Annotated in this window: 14 protein-coding genes; 4 read left to right on the forward strand and 10 right to left on the reverse strand. The window is 39.9% G+C overall.

Annotation, left to right across the window (positions count from 1 at the left end; all coding sequences use genetic code 11):
* Positions 1 to 99: 99 nt before the first annotated feature.
* The 6 genes from MKL38_RS04730 to exaC form a co-directional block, all read right to left on the reverse strand.
* Positions 100 to 213, reverse strand: a complete 114-nt coding sequence (locus MKL38_RS04730; protein WP_227556118.1) for a hypothetical protein — start codon at positions 211 to 213, stop codon at positions 100 to 102.
* A 147-nt stretch (positions 214 to 360) separates the two neighbouring features.
* Complete coding sequence (locus MKL38_RS04735; protein ID WP_151745357.1) at positions 361 to 1083, reverse strand: glutamine amidotransferase; 723 nt, start codon at positions 1081 to 1083, stop codon at positions 361 to 363.
* A 166-nt stretch (positions 1084 to 1249) separates the two neighbouring features.
* Positions 1250 to 2065: an ethanolamine ammonia-lyase subunit EutC gene (eutC, locus tag MKL38_RS04740; RefSeq protein WP_270902671.1), complete on the reverse strand. Its 816-nt coding sequence runs from the start codon at positions 2063 to 2065 to the stop codon at positions 1250 to 1252.
* A 10-nt stretch (positions 2066 to 2075) separates the two neighbouring features.
* Complete coding sequence (locus tag MKL38_RS04745; RefSeq protein ID WP_270902672.1) at positions 2076 to 3461, reverse strand: ethanolamine ammonia-lyase subunit EutB; 1386 nt, start codon at positions 3459 to 3461, stop codon at positions 2076 to 2078.
* Between the two features lie 16 nt (positions 3462 to 3477).
* Positions 3478 to 4914, reverse strand: coding sequence for an ethanolamine permease (gene eat, locus MKL38_RS04750; RefSeq protein WP_270902673.1), 1437 nt, complete (start codon positions 4912 to 4914; stop codon positions 3478 to 3480).
* Between the two features lie 221 nt (positions 4915 to 5135).
* Positions 5136 to 6647 carry an acetaldehyde dehydrogenase ExaC gene (exaC, locus tag MKL38_RS04755; protein WP_270902674.1) on the reverse strand — a complete coding sequence of 504 codons (1512 nt, stop codon included), beginning with the start codon at positions 6645 to 6647 and terminating at the stop codon, positions 5136 to 5138.
* Positions 6648 to 6789: 142 nt separating this feature from the next.
* Here exaC and MKL38_RS04760 point away from each other — a divergent pair, with 142 nt between their 5' ends.
* The gene (locus tag MKL38_RS04760) at positions 6790 to 7980 is read left to right on the forward strand and encodes a helix-turn-helix domain-containing protein (protein ID WP_198077663.1); all 1191 of its coding nucleotides are present in this window, start codon (positions 6790 to 6792) and stop codon (positions 7978 to 7980) included.
* Here the strand turns inward: MKL38_RS04760 and MKL38_RS04765 are convergent.
* Entirely contained in the window at positions 7977 to 8945 is a 969-nt protein-coding gene (locus tag MKL38_RS04765; RefSeq protein ID WP_270902675.1) for an alpha/beta hydrolase, read from the reverse strand. The genes MKL38_RS04760 and MKL38_RS04765 overlap by 4 nt on opposite strands.
* A 195-nt stretch (positions 8946 to 9140) precedes the next feature.
* Positions 9141 to 10313: an iron-dependent methanol dehydrogenase gene (gene mdh, locus MKL38_RS04770; protein WP_151822622.1), complete on the reverse strand. Its 1173-nt coding sequence runs from the start codon at positions 10311 to 10313 to the stop codon at positions 9141 to 9143.
* A 230-nt stretch (positions 10314 to 10543) separates the two neighbouring features.
* On the opposite strand from mdh, the gene MKL38_RS04775 reads away from it, so the two are divergent.
* The 3 genes from MKL38_RS04775 to MKL38_RS04785 all read left to right on the forward strand — a co-directional run bounded on the left by MKL38_RS04775 (position 10544) and on the right by MKL38_RS04785 (position 13592).
* On the forward strand, positions 10544 to 12256 hold the full coding sequence (locus MKL38_RS04775) for an AAA family ATPase (protein WP_270902676.1): 1713 nt from the start codon (positions 10544 to 10546) through the stop codon (positions 12254 to 12256).
* 43 nt (positions 12257 to 12299) lie between these two features.
* On the forward strand, positions 12300 to 12659 hold the full coding sequence (locus MKL38_RS04780) for a 5-carboxymethyl-2-hydroxymuconate Delta-isomerase (RefSeq protein ID WP_198077661.1): 360 nt from the start codon (positions 12300 to 12302) through the stop codon (positions 12657 to 12659).
* A gap of 81 nt (positions 12660 to 12740) precedes the next feature.
* On the forward strand, positions 12741 to 13592 hold the full coding sequence (locus tag MKL38_RS04785; RefSeq protein WP_270902677.1) for an AraC family transcriptional regulator: 852 nt from the start codon (positions 12741 to 12743) through the stop codon (positions 13590 to 13592).
* Between the two features lie 32 nt (positions 13593 to 13624).
* Here MKL38_RS04785 and thiM read toward each other — a convergent pair whose 3' ends face one another.
* Entirely contained in the window at positions 13625 to 14452 is an 828-nt protein-coding gene (gene thiM, locus MKL38_RS04790; protein WP_270902678.1) for a hydroxyethylthiazole kinase, read from the reverse strand.
* A 35-nt stretch (positions 14453 to 14487) separates the two neighbouring features.
* Positions 14488 to 15645 (reverse strand): hypothetical protein, encoded by a 1158-nt coding sequence (locus MKL38_RS04795; protein ID WP_270902679.1) that lies wholly within the window; start codon positions 15643 to 15645, stop codon positions 14488 to 14490.
* Positions 15646 to 15739: the final 94 nt, after the last annotated feature.

Genomic DNA, 15739 nt, shown 5'->3' on the forward strand with positions numbered 1-15739 from the left:
TTTAAGTAAATAGCAGATATAAAAAAGCCCAACTCAGTTGGGCTTTTTTATATCTATTTTCTTACATATATTATGCTTTATGGTGCTTTGGCAAATAAGCTAGGCTGGATTAACCACATAAAAATAAAGGACAATGATTATAAGAAGAATAGACGCTAGCGATAAATAGGTATTCACCGTATTAAAGCTTTTAATAAATTTCAGGATTTCCATAATGATTTAACTATTTATATTTGTGAAGAAAAGTATAGTGAAGCAGTAGACTTAATTTAATATAAAATGTCCCAAAAGATAGGTTGTTACGCTACCTTTTGGTTAATAAAAAAGCATTTAAACTTATTTGTAGTAATAAAAAAGCGATTAACCACTATATCCAATACGTTTGAGAAATTTTTGAATAATTTCAAATGCAGCATGTTCGAGCGCTTGAGCGTATTGCAAATTATCTTCGCGAAGCTTTGGAATCGAAACATTTGCATGGCGAAGTTCACATGTATGACCAATTAACCACTTTTCAAAATGCTCTTCAGTGGTTTCAATGTGGAACTGCAACGCAAGAATATTATTCCCGACTTCAAATGCCTGATTAGTATAAACATCAGAACTTGCTAAAAGCACTGCATTTTCAGGAAGGTCGAAAGTGTCACCATGCCAATGTAGAACATGCACATTATTAAGCAAACCAGATAAAACTTGATTAGCGCGTAGGCTTAAACTCAGTGGACCCCAGCCAATTTCTTTTTGATGTCCTGCATATACTTTTGCACCAAGTGCATGAGCAATAAGCTGTGCACCTAGGCAAATGCCCAGAGTAGGTTTATCAGCGGCTAAACGTTGTTTGAGTAAAGCAATTTCATCTTTTAAGAATGGATAATCGTCAGTTTCATAAACTCCGATTGGGCCACCTAAAATAATGGTTAAACCTTCATGTGAAAAAGCAGGGGTTAAATCATCAACACCTGCCTCAAAATAACGGACGCGAAATCCGAGTTGATAAAAGACATCTTCTAATGAACCTAAGTCTTCGAAAGCAAGATGCTGAATGGCATAAATAGTTTTTGGGAAGGCGTTTGTTGTGCTCATACAAATGATTCATAGAAGATCAATACGTGGAGTATAGCGATAAATATAAAGAAGAGAATATCTGTATAAATCGCCAATACCCAAAAATTGATATTTTTCGTTAAAATGATGTTGTTATGCAAAGGATTATCTATTTATGAATAAATCCCTAAACATATTCTACTGTTTAAAATAATAGCTTTTGAGTTTCCTCAAGGCCTATGTTTGAAAGTTGATGTTCGTCTTTTAAATTAACGCCTGAAAATCCGAGTTGTTTTGATTTTTTCATTAATGCGATTAAACGTTGTACCGCAACTGGAATACTTAAGCCTGCTGGGCGAACATTGGAAATACAATTACGTTTCGCATCGAGGCAGCCTGAATATGCATTCAACGTGTAGTAAATGCCCATACTGTCCGGAGAGCTTAGTCCTGGACGTTCGCCAATAAGCATAACAAGCATGGATGCCTTAAAGATTTCAGCAACTTCATCGCCAAGAGCAACTCGGCTACCTGTCGCAAGTGCAATTGGTGCAAGACTCCAGTTTTCTTGCTGAATTTGTTCACTCAGCGCTGCAATAAATGCCACAGCATTCGCTTCAATTGCTCTTGCAGAGAGTCCATCACCTACCACAATACACACATCGTACTGTTGTGGATTTTCTGCATATTCCTTAATTAAGACATCTTTTGATTGGCTTGAAAGCTGACGTCCTAAATCTGGGCGTTTGAGATAAATTTCTTTATTAGATGCATTACTTTGTACATGAATGCTTGGAAGCTGCTGTTGCTGTAATTGTTCAGATAAATGAAAAACGTCCATATCTTGATAAACCGCATCTTTTGCTTGTGCATGAGATAGCTGAAACTCGAGTAAGGCTCGTGTTGGGATACTGCAACCCGCACGACCCAAAGCAATACGGGCATCGGTAAACTGTTTGAGTTTTTCCCACTGATCTTGATGGGTAGAGGAGGGATATTGAATATCTCGACTGAGTTTCATAGTGTTCTCCCTAATTCATGAGCAGACGAGAGAATTGGTCAGGCATGTGGTCCGCCCAACAAATTTGAGAGTTTTGTTGTTTAAAAATGCCCTGTTGTTCAAGCCAAGCAGAAAACTCAGGAGCGGGTTTTAAACCTAAGAGTTGTCTTAGGTAAAGGGCATCATGGAACGAAGTCGTTTGATAATTGAGCATGACATCATCTGAGCCTGGAATACCCATAATAAAGTTGATGCCCGCCGCGCCAAATAGGGTAAGGAGAACATCCATATCATTTTGGTCTGCATCGGCATGGTTGGTGTAACAAATATCGCATCCCATGGGGACGCCAAGTAACTTGCCGCAGAAGTGGTCTTCTAGACCTGCGCGTATAATTTGTTTGCCGTTAAAAAGGTACTCTGGGCCAATAAAACCGACGACTGTATTCACTAACAGCGGGTTATATTTACGGGCTACGGCATAGGCACGAGTTTCCAATGTTTGTTGGTCAACGCCGTGATGTGCATTGCTTGATAAGGCGCTGCCTTGACCAGTTTCAAAGTACATAACGTTTTGTCCAATGGTTCCACGTTTGAGTGCAAGTGTGGCTTCATATCCTTCTTGCAGTAAATCAAGTGAAATTCCAAAACCTTCGTTAGCTAGTTGGGTGCCAGCAATCGATTGAAACATTAAATCAATCGGCACATTTTTTTCAGCCAGTTGAATACCTGAGCTGATATGCGTGAGCACGCAGGACTGCGTCGGAATTTGATACTCCTGAATTACATGATCAAGCAATTTCAGTAGCTCTGACAAATTATGTAAATTATCTGTCGCAGGGTTAATACCAATCACGGCATCACCATTGCCATACATCAAGCCATCTAAAATACTGGCGGAAATACCGAGTACATCATCGGTAGGGTGATTGGGTTGCAAACGGGTAGAAAGATGGCCTTTTAAACCAATCGTGTTGCGAAATTGGGTGACCACTTCACATTTGCTAGCGACATAAATCAAATCTTGATTGCGCATAATTTTGCTGACAGCAGCTACCATTTCTGGAGTTAAACCTGATGCTAATGCTTTTAAGCTTTGTGCAGTTGCTTCTTCTCCAAGTAACCAATTCCGAAAATCGCCTACTGTGAAGTGTGAAATAGGGGCAAAGGCTGCCAGATTATGTTCATCAATAATCAGTCGTGTAATTTCATCGGTTTCGTAATCGACTACAACTTCATTTAAAAAGGTTTTAAGTGGTACATCGGCCAGTGTCATTTGTGCCGCAACATGTTCAGTTGCATCTCTGGCAGCTACACCGGCTAACTCATCGCCTGAACGTAATGGCGTTGCTTTTGCCATTAAAGTTTTTAGGTCAGCAAAGTGATACTGCTGATTGGCGACAATATTGCGATAACTCATGGTTGCATCCTTTTATTTATAGCTCTTGTTCAGCAGCTTTAATATTTGCAAACTCTTCTTCAGGTGTTCCCTTGACTAAATGATAGCGACTGTAGAATAAAAAGTAAGCAATAAATGCAGCATAAATAGCAGCAGCAATAAACCAGACTTTAGGGTTAACCACAAAACCTGCAACTACCGCAGCCACTGCTAAAACTAATGCAATGCTTGAGGTCGCAATGCCACCTGGTGTTTTATAGGGACGAGGCATGTCGGGTTTAGATAGGCGTAGTTTGATGTGGGATAAAAGAATCAACACATAAGAAATGGTGGCACCAAAAACCGCGATTAAAATCAGTGAGTCGCCTTCTTTGGTAAGTGAAAGCAAGAAACCGATAATGCCCGGAATAATAATTGCGAGATAAGGGGCTTTATTTTTATTGGTTAAAGAGAGTGAGGTTGGTAAATAGCCAGCACGTGACAATGCAAAGATTTGACGTGAATAAGCATAGATAATTGAAAAGAAACTCGCGATTAAACCTGCTAAACCAACAAAGTTTACAAAGGTCGCAAGCCAAGTGTTGCTGCCATAAACTTTAACCAGAGCATCGACGAGAGGAGCGCCTGAGTTTTGTAAAGTACTTGCACCTGCTGCGCCCGCACCCAAGAATAAAATGAGCATAGCAAAGGCAGTTAAAATTAGCATTGAACCAATCAAACCACGCGGTAATGATTTTGCAGGATCTTTTGCTTCTTCTGCTGCTAAAGGAACACCTTCAACTGCAAGGAAAAACCAGATTGCAAATGGAACTGCTGCCCATATACCTAAGTAACCATGGGGTAAGAAACGACTAGCGCCAGCTGCTGTACCGACTGGAATATCTAACAGGTTTTGTGCATTAAAATGCGGAATCATTGCGACAATAAACACAACCAGAGCAACTGCTGCGACAACAGTAATTGCAAACATAATTTTTAAGGCTTCGCCGGCACCTTTTAAATGTATGCCCATAAAAACGGCATAGCAGGCGAGGTAAATCATCCAGCCATTAATGCCAAATAAAGATTCACAATAACCACCAATAAATACGGCAATAGCAGCAGGCGCAATTGCGTATTCAATTAAAATCGCTGTTCCTGTTAAATAGCCCCCAAAAGGACCAAAAGCTGCACGTGCAAAACTATAACCGCCACCTGCTGTAGGCATCATGGTGGACATTTCTGACATAGAAAGACATAGGTACAGGTACATGATTGCAGCGAGGGCAGTGGCAATAAACATGCCACCCCAACCACCTTGGGCTATGCCGAAGTTCCAGCCAGCAAAATCACCCGATATCACATAAGCTACGCCTAAACCAATCAGGAGTAACCAACCAACCGTACCTTGTTTAAGTTGACGCTGAGCAAAATATTCTGCTGATGAAACTTCTGCGCTTGAAGCAATAACGGAAGCTGTTTCTGGTTGATTCATACAATACTCCTGCGAGTGGGTTTGTATGAATCAATGCAAAAGCAATGCCTAAATGAAGCACTTTAGATAATAGATGACGCTTTTTTATTCCAAATGATAAAAACTTGAGAACTAACAGTACTAAATAAAGAAGCCAGTAATCTAAATTACTGGCTTCTTACATAATTAATGATCTTACTTCTTTCTAGTGCTGATAGTCTGGTATCAACTTGGTGCAGAACTTAGAAGAAGCCCATAGGTTTAGTTGAATAACTCACCAACAAGTTTTTAGTTTGTTGATAATGATCTAGCATCATCTTGTGGTTTTCGCGGCCAATACCTGATTTTTTGTAGCCACCGAATGCAGCATGAGCAGGGTAGATGTTATAGCAATTTGTCCAGACACGACCCGCTTCAATAGCGCGACCAGCACGATAAGAAATGTGTGCTGAACGTGACCAAACACCTGCACCTAAACCATACATGGTGTCATTGGCAATTTTAATTGCATCGTCAAAGTCTTTGAATGTTGTCACAGCAAGTACAGGTCCAAAAATTTCTTCTTGGAAAACTTGCATGCCATTGTGACCTTTAAAAATAGTCGGATCAACATAGAAACCATCACCTACTTCTTTACGGCCACTACCACCAAGTAAGAGTTCTGCACCTTCTTCGCGGCCCGTATTAATACAACGTAAGATTTTCTCTTGCTGTTGTAGAGATGCTTGAGCGCCAATCATGGTTTCAGTATCAAGTGGATGACCAGTTTTAATACGTTTTACACGCTCTACAGCCAACTCCAAGAACTGATCAGCAATACTTTCTTGTACTAAAGCTCGAGAAGGGCAAGTACATACTTCACCTTGGTTTAAGGCAAACATGGCAAAACCTTCAAGTGTTTTTTCTAAGAAGTCATCCTCTTTATCCATGATATCTTCAAAGAAAAGGTTTGGTGACTTACCGCCAAGTTCTAATGTCACTGGAATAATATTTTCGGTCGCATATTGCATCACCATTTGTCCAGTTTGAGTCGAACCTGTGAAAGCAATTTTGGCAATACGTGGGTTTGTCGCTAACGGACGACCGACTTCTGCACCGAAACCATTAACAATATTAAGTACACCCGGCGGTAAGATATCTTGGATGAGTTCAGCAACCAGTAAAATACCTACTGGTGTTTGCTCTGCTGGTTTAATCACGACACAGTTACCAGCCGCTAGAGCAGGAGCAAGTTTCCATGCTGCCATTAAAATTGGGAAGTTCCATGGAATGATTTGGCCAACCACACCTAATGGCTCATGGAAATGGTAGGCAATGGTATCTTCATCAATTTCAGAGATGCCGCCTTCTTGAGCACGAATACAACCTGCGAAATAACGGAAATGGTCAATCGCAAGTGGTAGGTCTGCTGCTAAAGTTTCACGAACCGCTTTACCGTTATCCCAAGTTTCTGCAACAGCAAGCATTTCAAGATTTGCTTCTAAACGATCAGCAATTTTTAAAAGTATATTAGAGCGTACCGTTGGTGAGGCTTTATTCCATGTTGCTTTCGCTTTATGTGCTGCATCTAGAGCGAGTTCAATATCTTCGGCACTAGAGCGTGGAATACGGGTGAAAGCTTTTCCATCAACAGGAGATACATTATCAAAATATACACCCTTTACAGGTGCAACCCATTCACCGCCAATAAAATTTTCATATTGTGATTTAAATTGAACTTTTGAGCCTGGTTGATTTGGATCGATATAGCGCATATAAATATTCCTTTGCTTTTTAGGACTAAAGACTAACAAGAACCCTGTCAGTAGGTACTTTCGTACTTTGTATAATTAGGATATAAAGAAGAAGGTTGGAGAAAGGTTGGAATAGAAATGTGGATATATAAGGAATTTACAAATGTTCACAAAAAAGGATTTATTGCAGCAACGGACGTTGATTGATCAACTGCGTACGCAAAATAGTCTCTCTCCTCAAAATGCTGCCAAACTGGGTCAAAGTATTGCAAGCTCATGGGAACGTTCAGCCTCTGCTGCGATTCCTAAAGAGCGTTTTGCGGCTCCATTAGTCGAGAAAAAATCTGCTTCACAAAATGCTTTAGATATGGCTTTAAGTCAGTGTGCCAACGACTTACGTCATATCGCTGAACAATCCTCAATGGTGATCGCTGTTGGTGACATTGGTAGTACGATCATTTGGACGGCAACAAGTGCTCAAATGCAAAGTGCAGCTGAGCGTGTTCACTTTGTGCAGGGTGGGCAATGGCGTGAAGAATTTGTTGGCACCAATGCATTGGCTTTGTCTTTAAAAACTCAGCAATCAAGTTGTGTTTTTTCTAATGAACATTATATGGAATCGATTCATGATTGGGTGTGCTATGCCGCGCCAATTATCGATCCATACTCAAAACAAACTCTAGGTGTCGTTGATTTATCGACTACTTGGAAGAACCATAATAGTTTAGGAATATTGGCTGCCGAACGTTGTGCATCAATTATTCAATCTGCCTTGCTAGAGCAGCAGCGTCAGCAATTACATATTCGTGCTTTTTCAACACCACAAGTTAAATTTAATGGCAAAAGTTTATTATTAACACCGCGTCAAATTGAAATTTTAACCATATTGGCGTTATGTCCACATGGTTTAACTTTAGAGCATCTCTATCAGGCGCTCTATGGCGAACGTAAAGTGAGTATGGGTACGCTTAAAGCTGAAATGTCTCAACTTCGAGATATTTTGGGTGGTTTACTTGGATCTCGGCCATATCGTTTGCTTGTACATGTTGAAGCCGATTTTTTACAAGCTGAACAAGCACTGGATGCGGGATATGCGGCTTCTGCTTTGCAGCTTTACACAGGTGTTTTTCTGGCAAAAACTGAAAGCCCGTTTTTATGTGCATGGCGTGACTGCCTTGAATCGCGCTTGAGCGATGCAATTTTTAAAACGCAAGAAACAGATTTATTACTTAAGCATTTAGCTCATTTTCCTGAAGCAATCGATGCGGTAGAACGTCTTATGGAGTTAGTACCGAGTGAACATCCCGCGCATCAATTGCTGATGAAATACCTTGACTCACCTAAGCTCAGTTAAGTGATTTTTTGATCCAGCCACTGGAACAATTGTTGATAGACTTGTTCTCGTACTGGCTGGGCCGAAAGGACTAAATCATGCAAGCCATTGTGAATAGAGACAACAGAGACATCGCCTTTGATTTTTTTACCAAATTTTTCAATGTCTTTAACGTCTAAAATTACATCGCTTTGAGTCGCATCTGCTCCCCATTTTTTAGGGTTTTTAGTCTGATGAGAATGCATAATCAGTGCAGGGATATCGAGTTTAACCCCGCGATGTATTTCTTTTTGTGCCGTATGAATCGCATGTAGAAAGCTGAGTTGAACCGTAGGGGCAGAGGTAGGTTTCCAGTCCAGATTAAAGTCCCATTCGCCCTTGAGCTGTTTGTGAAGGCTCGCGGTGTACCATTTGTTCAGTTGGCTTGGGAATTTAACTTTAGGTAGATATTTTCCTACTCGACTGAGTACTGGAATACCAAATTTCTTTTCGACCAAGCTTAAATTAAAGTCGTAAAACGGGCTGTTTGCCCACAGCGTTTTAACAAGAGGATGGTTTGGGTGATGGGCAGCATAAAGCGTTGCTGTCAGACCGCCAGTCGAGTGGCCTGCAAGCAATACTTGAGTGTGCTGTTCTTTAGCAATGATATCTAATGCTTGAGTAATTTCGGCATCGTATTCACTTAAATCAAGCACATTATAGAAGATTTGATGGGGTAGCTTGGAACGACCATATTTTCTTAAATCTAGTGCATAGAAGTCATAACCATGTGCATTGAATTGTTCAGCCATTTCAGTTTGAAAGAAATAATCTAAAAAACCATGAATATAAAGCACAGCTTTTTGAGTAGATTGAGCGGCCTTTTTACGAACCAATGTGGCAACAACTTTACCTTCGTAATCATCGGGAAAGTTGAGTGTGAGCTGTTCGTAGCCAGTACCTAAAATATCTGGAACATAATTTTGAGTAGCTGAGGATGTATTCATTTTTATCGAGCTATTGTAATTAAGACATGCTGAGTATCCTTCAATGAAATGGGCGAATTGTCAATCAGGTTTAGAGGTTGGATTGGAATAGAGGTTTAAAAAAAGGGAATACCGCTGGAGCTAAGTATTCCCCAAAAAGTAAGTCAACGGTCGGAGGGGTTTGACTTACTAGAGGGATGTGCCATTACATCAAGATTAAAGTGCTGCTTTGAAAATCTCCACAACTTGTGCATGATTTGCTTTACGTGGATTGGTCAGCATACATGCATCTTTTTGAGCATTATCGGCCATAACCGCAAGGTCTTCAGTTTTTACCCCAAGCTCTGTTAATCCTGATGGAATACCAATGGATGAAGACAGTTTACGAATGGCATCAATTGCAGCATACGCAGCTTCCATCACGGTCAGTCCATGAGTTTTTACACCCATTAACTCTGCGATTTTTGCGTAGCGATCTGGACAAGCAATTAAGTTAAATTCGCACACGTGTGGTAACAAGATTGCGTTACATACGCCGTGAGGTAGGTTATAGAAACCGCCCAATTGATGCGCCATTGCATGTACATAGCCTAGAGATGCATTGTTAAATGCCATACCAGCCAAGTACTGTGCATAGCTCATTGCATCACGTGCTTCGATATTTTCACCGTTTGCTACAGCAGGTTGTAACCATTGACTAATCATGGTGATAGCTTTTTCTGCACACGCATCGGTAATTGGATTGGCTGCTGTAGAAACATAGGCTTCAACAGCATGGGTTAAAGCATCCATACCTGTTGCAGCCGTTAAACCAGCCGGTTTTGCAATCATGAGTTTCGGGTCATCAATTGCAATGAGTGGGGTACAACGCCAGTCGACAATTGCCATTTTTACGTGAGTGTCTGTATTGGTAATAATACAGAAACGAGTCATTTCAGAAGCAGTACCAGCCGTTGTATTCACTGCAATCAATGGCGTCATCGGTACTTTACTTTTATCGATACCTTCGTAATCACGAATATGACCACCACCAGCAGTAACTAGGCCAATCCCTTTTGCACAGTCATGAGATGAACCGCCACCTAGCGAGACGATAAAGTCACAGCCATTTTCGTTATAGGCATTTACGCCATTATGGACATTGATATCGGTTGGGTTTGGTTCAGCACCAGGGAAAATATGGCTAGCAACGCCTGCTTCAGTTAAATAGTTTGCGATAAGATCTGCGACACCAAATTTAAATAAGCCTTCATCGGTCACAATTAATGCTTTTTTTGCGCCGAGGTTTTGTGCCTTTGTACCTATTTCTTTGGCACATCCTGGTCCAAAGAGTGATACACAGGGAATATAAAAACCGTTTGTTTGATCTGCAATATTTTTAAAAGCCATGGAGTGATTCCTTCTTCCATAAATCCATTGTTTGTTATTACAGGTGAGCCTCACCATGGCCTTAGTATTGTGATGTGAAGATTATTTTCCTACCTACCAAAAACCTACCAAATATTATTTTAATGTTAATTGTTGATTTATATTGATTTTACAGAAATTCTGGCGCATTCATTTAATTTTTTCGGGAAAGTCGTTAAGCTATGGGCTGTTGAAGATGTACTTATGAGATTATGAAACAGGAAACTGCGCTTAAACTGCTTAAAGCAGGTGAAAATGTCTTTTTAACCGGTTCGGCTGGTGCAGGGAAAACCTATACACTCAATCAGTACATCCAATACTTAAAAGCACGTAAAGTGCCTGTGGCGATTACGGCATCTACAGGTATTGCTGCAACGCATATGAACGGCATGACGATTCATACATGGGCAGGCATCGGGATTAAAGATCAGTTAACTGATGATGACCTAAAACGTATGAAAGAGCGTAGATATCTCAAGGAACACCTTGAAAATGCGCAAGTTCTCGTCATCGATGAAATCTCGATGCTCCATGCCAAACAGCTTAATCTGGTAAATCAGGTTTTAAAATATTTTAAAGAAAGCGATGAGGCATTTGGTGGTATCCAAGTCATTGTTGCCGGAGATTTCTTTCAGTTGCCACCAGTTGGACGTAATAGTGAAGCCAACCGTGACAAGTTCTGTTTTATGTCTGATGCATGGGTTGAAGCTAAATTTCGCGTATGTTATTTAACAGAACAACACCGCCAAGATGATGAAATCCTTAACCAGATTTTAAATGCCATTCGCGCACAAAATATTCAATCAGATCATTTACACGCATTACGTCAATCACGCTCGCATGATATTGGTGAGACCTTTACTCGTCTCTATACGCACAATATGGATGTCGACAATATCAATTATCAGCACTTAAATGAAATTGATAATGAAGGGCATCAATTCAATGCGGTTTTAGATGGTAATGAAAAACTGGTAGAAACTTTAAAATCTTCAGTTCGCGCACCAGAAGAGCTCACCTTAAAGAAACATGCAAAAGTCATGTTTGTAAAAAACAACTTTGATATGGGATATATCAACGGGAGTTTAGGTGAAGTCATTGGTTTTGAAGAAGATGATGAAAACGGATTGTTGCCAAAGGTGAAACTAACCGATGGCACGACATTGCTGGTTGCGCCTGAAACTTGGTCAGTTGAAAATGATGCAGGTAAAGTGATTGCCAGTTTCCAGCAAATTCCACTTCGTTTGGCATGGGCGATTACCATTCATAAAAGCCAAGGGATGACCTTAGAAGCTGCTGAAATTAACCTCACGAATACCTTTGAAAAAGGTCAGGGCTATGTGGCATTGTCGCGTTTGAAATCTTTAACAGGCTTAAAGTTATTAGGGATTAACGAGCAAGCTCTAGAGCTAGATAGCTTGGCTGTAAAAGCCGATCGTCGTTTCCAAGAGTTGTCTAAAGAAGCAGAGGACAACTTTGCAGATGTAGATTTAACTGCTCAGCACAAAGCATTTATTCGTCATTGTGGCGGAACTTTAAATGAAACTGAGATTTCTCGTAATGAGAAAAAACTCTCAAAAGGTGCGAAACAAAATTATGCCTCGGCAACTCTAGACGAAACACGTGCGTTGTTTGAAGAAGGCTATGAGATTGAAGATATTGCGCATGAACGTGGCCTTACCCCAGCAACAATCATTAACCATTTGGCGCGACTGCATAAAGAACAAAAACTGGATATTTCGGTTGCCCATCCTGGAGAAGAAGTAGTTGAAGAAATCCGAAAAATTTATAAGAAACTGAAAAAGCGCCAAAATCCAGATCATTTTTCTGATGATGGTTCGATCAAACTACGACCAATCGTTGAAGCAACCAGCCCTCGAATGGGATATGATCAGGTTCGATTAGCTTTATTATTTATTGAGTAAAGTTTAATTAGCTTAATTACTTATTACATAAATTGAGGTGGCTATGCCGCACATTGTAGTTGATTATTCAGATAACTTAACTGGATTAAATGCAAAACAATTACTTGAAGAAATTAATACAACGCTCATTAAAACAGAGTTGTTTAGCCCAGAAGACATTAAAAGCCGTGCGCGTAAAGATGATGTTTTCCTAATTGGTTTGGGACTAGAACAGGCTTATATTCATGTAAAAGTTTATATTTTGTCGGGAAGAAATGCAGAGCAAAAACAACTGATGGGTGATCAGTTGTTAGCGGCACTCAGCAATAAAAATTATCTACAACAAGAGTTTAATAAAGAAATTCAATTGTGTGTTGAACTTGTTGATATGCCAAAAGAAGATTATTTTAAGCAAGTTGTATAATTTTAAAAAGCGCAATTTCGATCAAGAATAGAGATCAGCACTATGTAAAAGTAGTGCTATCGAATGAACAGACATAAATGTATGGCTGTATATACACAAAAGCTGCAACTGGTTTGCGATTATATTCAAAGACATTTAGATGAAGATTTAGATGTTGAGCGATTGAGCCAGATTGCAGCCTTATCCAAATTTCATTTTCATCGTATTTTTGCCGTTCATATTGGTTTAAATGTGATGAGGTTTATTCAACTTTCTCGTTTAAAGCGGGCCTCTTTTCAATTGGCTTTTGAACCCGATCTCAAAATTATTGAGATTGCATTACAAGCAGGGTTTGATAGTCCAGAGGCATTTACTCGTGCATTTAAGCGTTCATTTGATCAAACTCCTCGGGCTTTTAGAGATAAACCGGACTGGGAATCTTGGCACCAGAAGTTTGTTTTTACACTTCCGAAAAGTGAGCTAAAAATGAATGTAAATATTGTTGAGCGTCCTGCCCAGAAGATTGCGTATCTGTCGCATCTGGGAAGTCCAGATAAAGTTTTTGAAACTGCTGCACGTTTTATTGCTTGGCGTAAAGAAACGGGTTTATCACCTGTGACTAAATCAAGAACGTATGGCATTCCTTTTTCTGACCCTGAACAAACACCATCAGACGCGTTTAGGTTTGACATTGCAGGGTCAATTGAAACGGCTGTACCTGAAAATATTTATGGCGTACAAACAGGGGAAATTCCTGCTGGACGTTACGCGACCGTAAGACATTTTGGTAGCCATGACCAGATTAAAGAAAGTGTGTATTACATTTTTAAAAACTGGTTACCTGAGCAGCCTGAAGAAGCTGGAGATTATCCAGTTTTCTTTCATTATCATAACTTTGTGCATGATGTGAAAGAATGCGATCTTATCACAGACATCTACTTACTTTTAAAGTAGTCCGTTACCCACAAAGGCATAACTTCTTGTAGTTATGCCTTTAAACCAAATAGTTTGATATTCGCATATTGCTCAATCAGGTTAGCATCTAACATATGAATATAGTCCATAAAAATGGTACTAAAACTTCCCATGGTTTGTGCCTGATTAGATGCAAGTTTACCCGCAATTGCAAAATGTATATGAGCTGAAAGTGCTGCAATGGTTGGAGACGTTACCGCACTATATGCAGCGATTAACGCACCCAAAGCACATCCTGTTGCTGTAATTTTAGGTTGTAAGGGGCTACCGCCATTAATTTGGATAACGACATCTAGTTCTTTAGATAGAATGTAATCAGACTCGCCTGAAATTGCGATACAGTCTGTATGTACTAATAGCGCGTAAGCTTGTCGATAGACATCATCACTACTTAGGGTGCTATCTACACCTTTAGATTGAACCTGATTACCTGCAAGCGTACTGATTTCTGAAGCATTACCACGAATAACGCTTGGCTTAAATTGCAAAAGCTCATCTGTCATTTGACTACGCCAAGCTAAAATTGGCCCATAGCCAACCGGATCAAGTACCCATGGAATATCATTTAGCTGAGCTGTTTTAGCTGAGATCTGCATGGCTTGCATTTGCTCAGTGGTGGGTGTACCTAAATTAATGCTCAAGGCCGATGCGATTTTGGTAAAGCTTTCTGCTTCGTAAGGATTATCAATCATCGCAGGCGAGGCACCAGACGCGAGTAATACATTGGCAGTATAGTTTGCAGCAACGCTATTGGTAATACATTGTACAAGAGGCGTTTTGGCTTGCATGTTGTGCCAAGCTTCAATGACCTGTTCAATCAAACTAGATGTCGATGTCATATTATTATCCCTAGTAAGCCAAAGTGATTATAAATTTAGTGGGTAAAATAGTGGTCTTGATGCTTACATTTTTGGCAAATCAAAGAAACATAATCTGCTGCATCATAGTCAACGGTTAAATCATTTGAACCACAATACATACAACGTTTGACAGAATAAAAGTTTAAACGTGGTTCAATTTTTCGCCATGCTTTCCATACAGGTTGCACAAATATCTGTTCGTCGTAACCCAAGAAACGATTAAGCAAAATATAACTCATTTTACTGTAAGGAATATTGTGAGGACGGGGGAGCATAGAGGTTTCCCACTTTTCGGTCACGGCTCTTTCGCGATATTGTTCTAAAGTCTTCTTTAATAGATTGGTATTAATAAACTTATCATTGCGAGGCTGTAAAGCTTTTTGTTTATACAGATATTCTAGTGCAGTTTGTACAAGATAATAAATCTGTCCAATTGCGAGTGAATCCATTAAACGATAGCAAAAGCTTTGAAAATTTGAATTCCCAGCAATCTGGATACCCCAAGTTCGGCAGTAGAATTGCATAAACTGGATAATTTCTTGATAGAGCACCTGAAAAAGTACGTCTTTCACTTCATCTGCACTACGAAAAGGAATACCAAAGCTTAAATTTTCATAAAACCAATTACGTAACTGTTGAGCCACACTAAATAAACTTGGATCGCTGTAGCCATCTAAACGAATATTTAAGTGAAAACATTGTGGGTCATCAGTTTGGTCATTTGCATTCAAAATGCCGTCTTTATGCAACTGTTTAATTAAATAGCTCTGAAACATCCAGTTAGGCGTGATGTGATGGTATTTAATTTTGTCCCAATGAATATATTCATCATGAGCGATTTCTTCACGGGCATAGTCGTCTAGGAGACTTAGCAAGAAAAGTTTATGTAAAAAGCTGAGCTGTTCCAGACTGCGTTGTGGTTGTTCTTTTGACTTAAATTGGCGTTGTTCTTGTAGACGTGTTTGTTGTAGAAGCTTTTTCCGTTGTTTTGTGCATGTATCACAGTGGCAAGTCATTCTTTGATCTTTAAATAGACGGTGCTGACAATGACTGCATTCATGGAATTGAATGTCTTGTTCAAATTGCTCGGCATCTACCCAGTACATTGAGGCTTGGCAGAGAGGACAATGGCTACTTTCATCTAGCTGTTTCTGTAGAATTTGTAAGGCCATTTTGCTCCGAACATAAAATAAAAATGATGGGGCTATTATACACAGCCGCGCTGTAGATGGCGGAGATTGCCAATTTCGTTTGTTGCTAAAATAG

This window comes from Acinetobacter sp. AOR14_HL (assembly GCF_027855175.1).
Classification (GTDB): Bacteria; Pseudomonadota; Gammaproteobacteria; order Pseudomonadales; family Moraxellaceae; genus Acinetobacter; species Acinetobacter calcoaceticus.